Raw genomic sequence first — 12,444 nt, forward strand, 5'->3', positions numbered from 1 at the left:
CGGGGCGCGCTACAGCGATGATAGTAGTTCAAAAAAAGCCGAGGTAAAGCGGCGCACGTTGCGCGCTCGGCGCGTGCAAAGGACGGCTCGCCTCGCGAGCCATCCTCGGAATGGCATCCTTGCCGATGGTCTTCAGACGTTGCGCCGCTTGCCTTCGATCAGGTCGAGCACCGCGCGCGCCGCATCGAGCACATGCGTGCCTGGCCCGAAGACGGCGGAGACGCCGTTCTCAATCAGATACTGATAGTCCTGTCGCGGGATGACGCCGCCGCAGACGACGATGATGTCCTTTCCGCCGCGCTTCTTCAGCGCTTCGGCGAGTTGCGGCATCAGCGTCCTGTGGCCGGCGGCGAGCGAGGAAACGCCGACGACGGTGACCTCCTCGGCAAGCGCCAGTTCGGCCGCCTCGTCCGGCGTCTGGAACAAGGGGCCGGCGACGACATCGAAGCCGATGTCGCCGAAGGCCGAGGCGATCACCTTGGCGCCGCGGTCGTGGCCGTCCTGGCCGAGCTTGGCGACCATGATCTTCGGCTTATGACCAAGCCGTTTTGTGACCTCCCCGAGCCGTCCGGACAGCACGCCGAGCTCCGGGTCGCCCTCATAGGCCTTGCCGTAGATGTCGGTGACGACCTCGGGAATGGCTGCATGGTCGCCGAAGGCCTGCCGCATCGCGTCGGAGATTTCGCCGACGGTGGCGCGCGCCCGTGCCGCCTCGACCGCAGCGCCAAGCAGATTGCCCTTGCCGCTTCTTGCCACTTCGGCCAGCGTTTCCAGCATCTGCTTCACCTTCTGCGAGTCGCGGCGCCGCCTGGTTTCCTCGATCCGTTTGATCTGGGCCGTCCGGACGGCGGCGTTGTCGATCTGGAGAATGTCGATTGGTTCTTCGTTCTCGAGTCGATATTTGTTGACGCCGACGATGACCTCGTCGCCCCGGTCGACCGCCGCCTGGCGGCGGGTTGCCGCCTCTTCGATCAGCCGCTTCGGCAGGCCCGCATTGACCGCCTTGGTCATGCCGCCGAGCGCTTCCACTTCCTCGATCAGCGCCCAGGCCTTTTCGGCAAGCTCGTTCGTGAGACTCTCGACGTAGTAGGAGCCGGCGAGCGGGTCGACGACTTTCGTCACGCCCGTCTCGTGCTGCAGGATCAGTTGCGTGTTGCGGGCGATACGGGCGGAAAACTCGGTCGGCAGCGCAATCGCCTCGTCGAAGGAATTGGTATGCAGCGACTGCGTGCCGCCAAGCACGGCCGACATCGCCTCGAAGGCCGTGCGGATGATGTTGTTATAGGGATCCTGCTCGGCGAGCGAGACGCCGGAGGTCTGGCAATGGGTCCGGAGCATCAGCGAAGATGCCTTCGTCGGCTCGAACTCCTTCATGATCCGCGTCCAGAGAAGGCGCGCGGCGCGCAGCTTCGCGGCCTCCATGAAGAAGTTCATACCGATCGCGAAGAAGAAGGAGAGCCGGCCGGCGAAGTCGTCGACGTTCAGCCCCTTCGCGAGAGCCGCGCGCACATATTCGCGCCCGTCGGCCAGCGTGAAGGCAAGCTCCTGCACCAGCGTCGCGCCGGCCTCCTGCATATGATAGCCGGAGATCGAGATCGAGTTGAATTTCGGCATCTCCTTCGCCGTATATTCGATGATGTCGGCGACGATCCGCATCGAGGGTTCCGGCGGGTAGATGTAAGTGTTGCGAACCATGAACTCCTTGAGAATGTCGTTCTGGATGGTCCCGGAGAGGTTCTCACGCGACACGCCCTGTTCCTCGCCGGCAACGATGAAGGAGGCGAGGATCGGGATCACCGCGCCGTTCATGGTCATCGAGACTGAGATTTTCTCGAGCGGGATGCCGTCGAACAGGATCTTCATGTCCTCGACCGAGTCGATTGCCACCCCCGCCTTGCCGACGTCGCCGACGACGCGGGGGTGGTCGCTGTCATAGCCACGATGGGTGGCGAGGTCGAAGGCGACCGAGACGCCCTGCTGGCCGGCGGCAAGCGCCTTGCGATAGAAGGCGTTCGAGGCTTCCGCCGTGGAGAAGCCGGCATATTGCCGGATCGTCCAGGGGCGGCCGGCATACATGGTGGCACGCGGGCCGCGCAGGAAGGGCTCGAAGCCTGGGAGCGAGTCGAGCACGCCGATGTCCGCGAGGTCGTCGCGCGTGTAGAGCGGTTTGACCTCGATGCCCTCCGGCGTATGCCAAGTGAGGCTTTCGGGGGAGGCCTTCAGCTCCTTCTCGGCGAGGGCTTCCCAGTCTTTGAGGTTTTTGTCAGGCATCGACGCCACTCCGTGCATATGCGTATTTCGCCGCATTTGAGGACACCCCCCCCCTCTGCCCTGCCGGGCATCTCCCCCTCAAGGGGGAAGATAGAGGAGGGACCGTTGCGCACCACTCCAACTGGTGATGCGCAGTTAAGGCCATCGAAGAGGTGAGTGGCGAGCTCGCGTCTTGCCGATCTCCCCCCCTTGAGGGGGAGATGCCCGGCAGGGCAGAGGGGGTACCTGTACCCACGTCGCGACGATCCCCATCACTCGAACTCCATGATCAGCTCATCCACCGCCAGGCTAGCGCCGGCGGCGATCGCAACGCGCTTCACCGTCGCGCGCTTTTCGGCCCGCAGGATGTTTTCCATCTTCATCGCCTCGACGACGGCGAGCGATTGGCCGGCCTCGACCGCATCGCCGGCCTTCACTGCAATCGAGGTGACGACGCCGGGCATCGGGCAGAGCAGCATCTTCGAGGTGTCCGGCGGCGGCTTCTTCGGCATCAGCCGGGCGAGTTCGGCGACGCGCGGGCTTCTGACCCGGGCGACGACATCGATGCCGCGCCAGCGCAGTCTTAAGCCGGTGCCGGCGAGGTCGACCTTCACATTGATCGGCCGATTGTCGAGCTCGAAGGTGGCGAGCGTGCGGCCGGGAAGCCAGTCGCTGGCGACCGAAATGGCCGGTCCATCGGCGAAACGGATGTAGCCGCCGTCGGCCGAAAGATCCGCAGTCGCCTGGAATTCGCGCTCGGCAAGGTTCACCATCCACTCATGGCCGACGACCCGGCGGGGGTTGCCGATCGTCCCGGAAACCCGGCTGGCGCGCTCCTGCAGCGCCTGATTGATGGTGACGGCGATGGCGGCGAGTTTCATCGCCGATGCCTCGTCCGGCACGACGCCGTGGAAGCCATCGGCGAATTCCTCGGCGATATAGGCGGTCGTCAGCCGTCCCTCGCGGAAGCGGTCCTGCTGCATCACGGCGGAAAGGAACGGCAGGTTGTGGCCGATGCCTTCGACCTCGAAGGCGTCGAGCGCCTCCGCCATCGCCGCGACTGACGCTGCACGATCCGGCCCCCAGGTGCAGAGCTTGGCGATCATAGGGTCGTAGTACATCGAGATCTCGCCGCCCTCGAAGACGCCGGTGTCGTTGCGGATGACCGTGCCATCGTCCTGCCGGCCCTCTGCCGGCGGCCGGTAGCGCGTCAGCCGGCCGATCGAGGGCAGGAAGTTGCGATAGGGGTCCTCGGCATAGAGCCGGCTCTCGATCGCCCAGCCTTCGAGCTTCACGTCGCCTTGGCCGAAGGCGAGCTTCTCGCCGGCGGCGACGCGGATCATCTGCTCGACGAGATCGAGGCCGGTGACGAGCTCCGTCACCGGATGCTCGACCTGCAGGCGGGTGTTCATCTCGAGGAAATAGAAGTTGCGCTCGCCGTCGACGATGAATTCGACCGTGCCGGCCGAGTGATAGCCGACGGCCCTGGCGAGCGCCACCGCCTGCTCGCCCATGGCACGGCGGGTCGTTTCGTCAAGGAATGGCGAGGGGGCCTCCTCGATGACCTTCTGGTTCCGCCGCTGGATCGAGCATTCCCGCTCGCCGAGATAGAGCGTGTTGCCGTGCTTGTCGCCGAGCACCTGGATCTCGATGTGGCGCGGTTCGGTCACGAATTTCTCGATGAAGATGCGGTCGTCGCCAAACGAGCTTTTCGCCTCGTTCTTCGACGACTGGAAGCCTTCGCGCGCCTCGCGCTCGTTCCAGGCAATGCGCATCCCCTTGCCGCCGCCGCCGGCCGAGGCCTTGATCATCACCGGAAAGCCGATCGACGAAGCAATCCGCGCCGCCTCGTCGGCGTCCTCGATCAGGCCCATATGGCCGGGAACGGTGGAAACGCCGGCCTTGGCCGCGATCTTCTTCGAGGTGATCTTGTCGCCCATCGCCTCGATCGCCTTGACCGGCGGGCCGATGAAGGCGACGCCCTCCTTTTCCAACGCCTCGGCGAAGGCGGCGTTTTCGGACAGGAAGCCGTAGCCTGGATGGACGGCGTCGGCACCGGTCTTGCGGATCGCCTCAAGGATCTTGTCGATGACGATGTAGGACTGGCTCGACGGGGACGGGCCGATATGGACGGCCTCGTCCGCCAGGCGCACATGCATGGCGTCGCGGTCGGCGTCGGAATAGACGGCGACGGTCGCAATCCCGAGCTTCCTGGCGGTCTTGATGACGCGGCAGGCGATTTCGCCGCGATTGGCGATGAGGATTTTCTTGAACATCCGTTTCCCTTTGAACTCTTTCGGTCGCGTCATCGCCTGAATTTTCTGAAATAGGGCAGCAAGCCGATCGCGGCACCCGCGGCGGCGCCGACAAGGGCGAAGGGCGCAAGCACCGTCGCTGCGGCAAGCAACGGGTCGGTGGAGCGCGCCACCAGCGTGCCGATCGAGCCGATGTCGAGCATCATCAGCGTGCCGACAGCGACCGCCCCGGCGACGAGCCCGGAGAGGGTGCTCATCGCCAGATGCCGCAGCAAGCGGCGGTGACCGCGGCCGGCGGCGTTGGGCGTCATCCGAACCTGCAGTTTCTGCCCCATGGTGTCCATCAAAGCGGAATCGTATCGTGCTTGCGCCAGCGGGTCTCCACCTGCTTGTTGCGAAGCGAGGCGAAGGCGCGGGCGATGCGGCGGCGCGAGGAGTGCGGCATGATCACCTCGTCGATAAAGCCGCGCTCTGCGGCGACAAAGGGATTGGCGAAGCGCTCCTCGTACTCCTTCGTGCGCGCCGCGATCTTCTCCGAATCGCCGAGTTCGGAGCGATAGAGGATCTCGGTCGCGCCCTTGGCGCCCATCACGGCGATCTCGGCCGTCGGCCAGGCATAGTTGACGTCGGCGCCGATATGCTTCGAGGCCATGACGTCATAGGCGCCGCCATAGGCCTTGCGAGTGATCAGCGTCACCATCGGCACCGTCGCCTGGCTGTAGGCGAACAGGAGCTTGGCGCCGTGCTTGATGACGCCGCCATATTCCTGGGCGGTGCCGGGCAAGAAGCCGGGCACGTCGACGAGCGTCAGGATCGGGATCGAGAAGGCGTCGCAGAAGCGCACGAAGCGCGCGGCTTTCCGCGAGGAATCGATGTCGAGGCAGCCGGCGAGCACCATCGGCTGGTTGGCGACGACACCGACTGTCTGGCCTTCCAGGCGGATGAAGCCGGTGATGATGTTGCGGGCGAAATCCGCCTGCAGCTCGAAGAAGTCACCCTCGTCGGCAACGGCGAGGATCAGCTCCTTCATGTCGTAGGGCTTGGCGGCGCTTTCCGGAATGAGGCTGTCGAGCCGCATCTCGAGGCGTGCAGGGTCGTCATGGAAGGGCCGCACCGGCGGCTTCTCGCGGTTGTTCAATGGCAGGAAATCGAACAGCAGCCGTACCTGTTCGAGCGCCTCGATGTCGTTCTCATAGGCGCCGTCGGCGACCGAGGATTTGGTCGTGTGGGTACGGGCACCGCCGAGTTCCTCCGCCGTGACGATCTCGTTCGTCACCGTCTTCACCACATCCGGCCCGGTCACGAACATGTAGGATGAGTCGCGCACCATGAAGATGAAGTCGGTCATCGCCGGCGAATAGACGGCGCCGCCGGCGCAGGGCCCCATGATCACCGAGATCTGCGGGACGACGCCGGAGACCTCGGCATTTCGGCGGAACACCTCGGCATAGCCGGCGAGCGAGGAGACGCCTTCCTGGATGCGGGCGCCGCCGCTGTCGTTGAGACCGATCACCGGGGCGCCGTTGCGAGCCGCCATGTCCATGACCTTGCAGATCTTCTGGGCGTGGGTCTCGGAGAGCGAGCCGCCGAGCACGGTGAAGTCCTGGGAAAACACATAGACCTGGCGGCCGTTGATCGTGCCCCAGCCGGTGACGACGCCGTCGCCGGCGACCTTCTGGTTGGCCATGCCGAAATCGACGCAACGATGCGTCACATACATGTCGTACTCTTCGAAGGAGTCTTCGTCGAGCAGCACGTCGATGCGCTCGCGCGCCGTCAGCTTGCCCTTGCCGTGCTGAGCGGCAATGCGCTTCTCGCCGCCGCCGGCGCGTGCCTCGGCCCGCCGGGCCTCGACCTGTTCAAGTATGGCGCGCATCGCTCTCCTCCTGTTTTTTGCTGATTGTGCAGAGGCTTCGCTCCTGCATATCAACTCAAATCCTAGCGGATTTAAAGAAACATGCAGCAATTCAAAAGTGCTATGGCGACGCTTACGCGTCTGATCGGACGCGCGGCGCTGCAGGATGGCAATAGCGCCGAAGGTCGGATGGTAAAACGGCCGATGATGTGCAAAGGTGGAATATAGAAAATTGTAAACCGCAAATTGCGAAGTTGCGAAATGGCGATCGGCAAGCTCTATATCGGCCGCAAGGTCAGGGAAGTCAGGGAAGCAAACCGCGCCACCCAGGGCCAGTTCGCCGAGCGGATCGGCATCTCGACGAGCTACCTCAACCAGATCGAGAACAATCAGCGCCCGGTCTCGGCGGCGGTGCTCCTGGCGCTGGCGGAGAAATTCCAGATCGATATCGCCGAACTCTCCACCGGCGAGGGTGACCGGCTGCTATCGGCGCTTACGGAAGCGCTCAGCGACCCGCTGTTCGAGACCTATGCGCCGAGCCTCCAGGAACTCAAGCTGATCAGCCAGAACGCGCCGGGACTAGCGCATGCGCTGATCAAGTGCCACCAGGCCTATCGCCGCAACAGCGAACAGCTCGCCAGCATCGACGACACGATCGGCCGCAACGCTTCCTTCGTCGAGACCACCCCCTACGAGGAAGTGCGCGACTTCTTCCATTTCGTCGACAACTACATCCACGAGATCGACACTCTGGCCGAGCGCCTGGCGGGCGAACTCCGCCTGGGAGAGGGCGACAGTCACGCCGCGCTCACAAGCTATCTCGAACAGCGGCACGGCGTGCGCGTCGTGCGGGGCGCCGCCGGCGACGAGGCGATCCGCCGCTTCGATCCGCGCGCCCGTATTCTGACCTTGAATCCCTACGCCCCGCCGCCGACGCGCGACTTCCAGCTGGCGCTGCAGATCGCCCAGCTTCACGCCCGCGAGGAGATCGATCGGGTGGCGGGAAGCGCCGGCTTCCGCACCGAGGAGGCCCATGAAATCTGTCGCATCGGCCTGCAGAATTATTTCGCAGGCGCGCTGATCCTGCCCTACCAGACATTCCTCAAGGCGGCGCGCGAGCTGCGCCATGATATCGAACTCATCGCCGCCCGGTTCGGCGCCTCGCTGGAACAGGTCTGCCACCGGCTGTCGACCTTGCAGCGGCCGGGCCAGAAGGGCATTCCGATCTTCTTCGCCCGCATCGACCGGGCCGGCAACATCACCAAGCGCCACAGCGCCGCCAAGCTGCAATTCGCCCGTTTCGGTGCGGCCTGCCCGCTCTGGAACGTCCATCAGGCCTTTGAGGCGCCCGGCCGGATCATCCGCCAGCTCGCCGAGACGCCCGACGGCGTGCGCTACCTGTGTCTCGCCACCCAGATCACCAAGGGCGGCGGCGGCTACCGCGCCGCCCATCCGCGCTATGCGCTGGCGCTCGGCTGCGAGATCTCCTATGCCGACGCCTTCGTCTATGCGGACGACCTCGATCTCGGCAACCGTGCCGCCTTCGATCCGATCGGCATCTCCTGCCGCATCTGCGACCGCACCAAATGCGCGAGCCGCGCCGTCCCTCCGCTGAAGCGCAAGTTGATCGTTGACCATGACATGCGCGGCTCTCTGCCGTATCGTTTGAGTGAGAGCTGATCTGCCTCGTCTCGAAGGTCTGTTCGATTTTGAACAGATGCTGTGAGAATTTGCGTCTGTGCCTGTGCGAGATTTGATGTAACTACAGCGCCATATCGTCAATATGCCGGTCAGGGAGGACATGCATATGGATTTTCGCCTGTCGGAGGAGCAGGAAGCCATCCGCGCGATGGCGCTCGATTTCGCCTGCGACGAGCTCGCGCCCCACGCGATCGACTGGGACCAGCAGAAGCATTTTCCGGTGGAGACGCTGCGCGCCGCCGCCGCCCTCGGCATGGCGGGCATCTATGTCCGCGACGACGTCGGCGGCACGGGGCTCACGCGCCTCGACGCCGCGATGATCATTGAGGCGCTGGCGACCGGCTGCCCGGCGATCGCCTCCTTCGTATCGATCCACAATATGTGCGCCGGCATGATTGATCGCTACGGGACCGAGGAGCAGCGTCAGCGGCTGCTGCCGCGGCTGCTCACCATGGAAATCCTGGCGAGCTATTGCCTGACCGAGCCCGGTTCCGGCTCGGACGCGGCGGCGCTGAAGACCAAGGCCGTGCGTGACGGCGACGCCTACCTGCTCACCGGGCAGAAGCAGTTCATTTCCGGGGCCGGCGAATCCGGCTTCTACATCGTCATGGCGCGCACCGGCGAAGAGGGGCCGAAGGGCATTTCCGCCTTCGTCGTCGACAAGGAGACGCCCGGTCTGACCTTTGGCGCCAACGAGAAGAAGATGGGCTGGCACGCCCAGCCGACGCGGGCGGTGATGCTCGACAACGTCCGCGTTCCGGCCGAGAACCGCCTGGGCGCCGAGGGCCAGGGCTTCAGGATCGCCATGGCAGGGCTCGATGGCGGTCGCCTCAACATCGCCGCCGCCTCGCTCGGAGGTGCACAGGCCGCCTTCGACAAGGCGCTCGCCTATGTCCAGGAGCGCCGCGCCTTCGGAAGAGCGATCGGCGAATTCCAGGCGCTGCAGTTTCGCCTCGCCGACATGGCGACCGATCTGGAAATCGCCCGCACCTTCCTCTGGCGTGCGGCCTCGGCCCTCGATTCGGGTGACCCGGAGGCGACCAAGCTCTGCGCCATGGCCAAACGTTTCGTCACGGATCGCTGCTTTGCTGTCGCCAACGAAGCGCTGCAGCTGCACGGCGGCTACGGCTATCTCGCCGATTACGGCGTCGAGAAGATTGTCAGGGACCTAAGGGTGCACCAGATACTCGAAGGAACGAACGAGATCATGCGGCTGATCGTGTCGCGCGCCGTCATGGGACGGAAATAGGAAGGACACTTCATGGAGATGCAGACCGCTCAACCGGAGGTCATCGTCGAACGTCAAGGCGCGATCGGCAGGCTCCGGCTCAACCGGCCGCGCGCGCTGAACAGCCTCAACCTGGCGATGATCCGGGCGATCGACGCGGCGCTCACCGAATTCGAGGATGATCCGGCCATCGCCGCCGTTCTCGTCACCGGCGAGGGCGAGCGCGGGCTTTGTGCTGGCGGCGATATCCGCATGATCTACGAGAGCGGCCGCGAACGCCCGCAGGAGGGAGCGCAATTCTGGCGCGAGGAGTTCATCGTCAACAGCCGCATTGCCGCCTATGGCAAGCCCTATGTCGCCATCATGGACGGCATCGTCATGGGCGGCGGGGTCGGCATCTCCTCCCATGGCAGCCACCGCATCGTCACCGAGAAAACGCGCTTCGCCATGCCCGAGACCGGCATCGGCTATTTCACCGATGTCGGGGCGACATGGCTCCTGCCGCGGGCGCCGGGCGAATTCGGCACCTATCTCGGTCTCACCGGCCGCGACGTTGGGGCTGCGGCGGCGATCTACGCGCGGCTTGCCGACAGTTTCGTTTCGTCGGAGAAGCTCGATCAGCTGATTGGCTCTCTCGTCGGGCTTTCGCCGTCCGCCACTGCCGAGGATGTTTCGGCCGCGATCCGCGCCGTGTCAAGCGAGGCGCCAGCCTCGGCGCTGCTCGCGCACATTGCCCTCATCGACCGCTGCTTCGCCTTTGACACGGTCGAGGAAATCTTGGCGGCACTGGAAAAGGACGGTTCGGACTTCGCCCGCGAGACGCTTGCCCTCCTGAAGACGCGCTCGGCGATCAGCCTGAAACTCACCCTTTCGCTGCTGCGGGCCGGCCGCGAGAGCGTGACGCTGAACGACTGCCTCGAGCGGGAATATGCGGGCTGTGTCGCCATGCTGTCGAACCCGGATTTCTACGAAGGCGTGCGCGCCGCGGTGATCGACAAGGACCGCAATCCGAAGTGGTCGGTCGGGCTCAAGGAGGCCACGCCGCAGATGCTTGCGCGCTTCGGGAACTATAACGGCGCGCCGCTTTTTGCCGGTGGCTGACGCGGCCGCGCCAATCGCTGGGCCATGGGACGTGAGTTGAGGAGGAGGAGAGACAAGATGACCAAGATCGCCTTTATCGGGCTTGGCAATATGGGCGGCCCGATGGCCGCCAACCTGGTGAAGGCGGGACACGCCGTCACCGGCTTCGACCTGTCGGAGGCCTCGCGCAACGCGGCCGCCAAGTCGGGCGTTTCCGTGGGCGGATCGATCTCCCAGGCGGTGCGCGAAACCGAATGCGTCATCACCATGCTGCCGGCCGGATCGCATGTCATCTATGTCTGGGACGAGCTGCTCGGCTTCGTCGATCCGGGCACGCTGATCATCGACAGTTCGACGATCGACGTCGAAAGCGCCCGCAAGGTCCACGGTTTTGCCGACAAGGCCGGTTGCCCATCGCTCGATGCGCCGGTTTCCGGCGGCACCGCCGGTGCGGCCGCCGGAACGCTGACGTTCATGGTCGGCGGCAGCGACGGGGCCTTTTCCCGCGGCAAGCACCTTCTCGAAGCGATGGGCAAGAAGATCGTCCATTGCGGCGATGCCGGTGCCGGCCAGGCCGCCAAGATCTGCAACAACATGATCCTCGGCGTCTCGATGGCGGCGGTCTGCGAAGCCTTCGTGCTCGCCGAGCGGCTCGGCCTGTCGCACCAGGCGCTCTTCGACGTCGCCTCCACCTCCTCCGGCCAGTGCTGGTCCCTGACCAGCTATTGCCCGGTGCCCGGACCCGTGCCGGCCTCGCCGGCCAACAACGACTATAAGCCCGGCTTCATGGCGAGCCTGATGCTGAAAGACCTGATGCTGGCCCAGCAGGCGGCGAGCGCGAGCGGCGCGACGACGCCGTTGGGCGCCCAGGCGGCGCAGCTCTACAGCCTGTTCGAGAAGCTCGGCCATGGGGCCGAGGATTTCTCCGGGCTGATCCGCATGTTGCGTGGGACGGAGGAGGCGAAGAGCGGGTAGTAATGCTCACGCATTTAGGAGCACACAGGTGGCTGTTGCCCCCTCTGCACTGCCGGGCATTAGCGTGGAGAGAGGCGGCACTTTAAGCCCTTGCCCAATCTGCGGAGTGGCCGACGGGCGAAAGCGCAGATCCTTGCCGATCTCCACCCTTTTGGGGGAGATGCCCGGCAGGGCAGAGGGGTATCGCCCTCGACTCAGAGCTTTACTTCGCGGGGAGATTCCCCAGTGGATCCAGTCAAGGTCGCTGTCGCTTCGCCGGCTTTACATCTGCACCGTCATGCCGCCGTCGACCGTCAGCGTGATGCCGTTGACGAAGCTTGCTGCGGGCGAGGCGAGGAAGACGGCGGCGGGCGCAATTTCTTCCGGCCGGCCCCAGCGTTTCAACGGAATGCGCACTTCGACAAAGGCCTGAAGCGCCGGATCGGCGGCGAGATGGGCATTGGTCTCGGTCGAGAACCAGCCCGGCGCGATCGCATTGACGGTGAGATTGTCGGGACCGTGCTCGACCGCAAGTGATCGGGTGAGCGCCGAAAGCCCGCCCTTTGCCGCCGTATAGGCCGGGTCGCCGGCGCGGGCGGCAAAGGCGGCGATCGAGGTGACGAAGATCAGCCGGCCGGCCGTGGAACGCTTGAGGAGCGGAAGGGCTGCTCTTGCGACGGCATAGGCCGCAGTGAGGTCGGTGTTCAGGAGCTGCGCAAAGTCCTCCGGTTCCATTGCCTCGGTGCCGCGCCTGTCGCGCTCGCCGACCGCATGAATGAGGATATCAAGCTGGCCGGTCTTGGCGATCGCCTGGGCGAGGATGGGTCCGACATTGCGCGTGATATCGCCTGGCGCGATACCGATCGCAATGCCTTCGCCGGCAAGCCGCTCGCACACCTCTTCGAGGTTTTGCCGGCTGCGGCCGTTGATCACCGTCCAGGCGCCCGCCCTTGCCAGCGCTTTCGCCATTTCCAGCCCGAGCCCGCGGCCGCCGCCTGTGACAAGCGCTGTCTTGCCGGTGAGATCGAACATCGCTTGCCCTCGTCGCTCGTGGAGCCATCGATCCATGGGGTGGCTCCTTCGTCCCGAGGGACATTTGCAGCGAAGGGTTCTTTACGCAA

9 protein-coding genes are annotated in these 12,444 nt (G+C 65.0%); 4 read left to right on the forward strand and 5 right to left on the reverse strand.

Annotated elements, in window-relative coordinates:
• Positions 1-132 precede the first annotated feature (132 nt).
• From scpA to CO656_RS11015, 4 genes are all read right to left on the reverse strand, one after another.
• Positions 133-2,271 carry a methylmalonyl-CoA mutase gene (scpA, locus tag CO656_RS11000; RefSeq protein ID WP_097525968.1) on the reverse strand — a complete coding sequence of 713 codons (2,139 nt, stop codon included), beginning with the start codon at positions 2,269-2,271 and terminating at the stop codon, positions 133-135.
• Positions 2,272-2,522: 251 nt separating this feature from the next.
• On the reverse strand, positions 2,523-4,526 hold the full coding sequence (locus tag CO656_RS11005; RefSeq protein WP_179864746.1) for an acetyl/propionyl/methylcrotonyl-CoA carboxylase subunit alpha: 2,004 nt from the start codon (positions 4,524-4,526) through the stop codon (positions 2,523-2,525).
• A 29-nt stretch (positions 4,527-4,555) separates the two neighbouring features.
• A complete protein-coding gene (locus CO656_RS11010; RefSeq protein ID WP_037418984.1) occupies positions 4,556-4,840 on the reverse strand; it encodes a hypothetical protein in 285 nt (94 codons plus the stop codon).
• 8 nt (positions 4,841-4,848) lie between these two features.
• A complete protein-coding gene (locus CO656_RS11015; RefSeq protein WP_097525782.1) occupies positions 4,849-6,381 on the reverse strand; it encodes an acyl-CoA carboxylase subunit beta in 1,533 nt (510 codons plus the stop codon).
• Between the two features lie 240 nt (positions 6,382-6,621).
• Here CO656_RS11015 and CO656_RS11020 point away from each other — a divergent pair, with 240 nt between their 5' ends.
• The 4 genes from CO656_RS11020 to mmsB all read left to right on the forward strand — a co-directional run bounded on the left by CO656_RS11020 (position 6,622) and on the right by mmsB (position 11,344).
• The gene (locus CO656_RS11020; protein ID WP_097525783.1) at positions 6,622-8,040 is read left to right on the forward strand and encodes an XRE family transcriptional regulator; all 1,419 of its coding nucleotides are present in this window, start codon (positions 6,622-6,624) and stop codon (positions 8,038-8,040) included.
• Between the two features lie 127 nt (positions 8,041-8,167).
• Entirely contained in the window at positions 8,168-9,310 is a 1,143-nt protein-coding gene (locus CO656_RS11025; protein WP_179864747.1) for an isobutyryl-CoA dehydrogenase, read from the forward strand.
• A 12-nt stretch (positions 9,311-9,322) separates the two neighbouring features.
• Positions 9,323-10,390 carry an enoyl-CoA hydratase/isomerase family protein gene (locus CO656_RS11030; RefSeq protein ID WP_097525785.1) on the forward strand — a complete coding sequence of 356 codons (1,068 nt, stop codon included), beginning with the start codon at positions 9,323-9,325 and terminating at the stop codon, positions 10,388-10,390.
• Positions 10,391-10,447: 57 nt separating this feature from the next.
• Positions 10,448-11,344 carry a 3-hydroxyisobutyrate dehydrogenase gene (gene mmsB, locus CO656_RS11035; protein WP_037418965.1) on the forward strand — a complete coding sequence of 299 codons (897 nt, stop codon included), beginning with the start codon at positions 10,448-10,450 and terminating at the stop codon, positions 11,342-11,344.
• Positions 11,345-11,605: 261 nt separating this feature from the next.
• On the opposite strand, the gene CO656_RS11040 is transcribed toward mmsB, so the two are convergent.
• The gene (locus tag CO656_RS11040; RefSeq protein ID WP_097525786.1) at positions 11,606-12,355 is read right to left on the reverse strand and encodes an SDR family oxidoreductase; all 750 of its coding nucleotides are present in this window, start codon (positions 12,353-12,355) and stop codon (positions 11,606-11,608) included.
• Positions 12,356-12,444: the final 89 nt, after the last annotated feature.

This window comes from Sinorhizobium sp. FG01 (genome assembly GCF_002531875.1).
Lineage (GTDB): Bacteria > Pseudomonadota > Alphaproteobacteria > Rhizobiales > Rhizobiaceae > Sinorhizobium > Sinorhizobium fredii_C.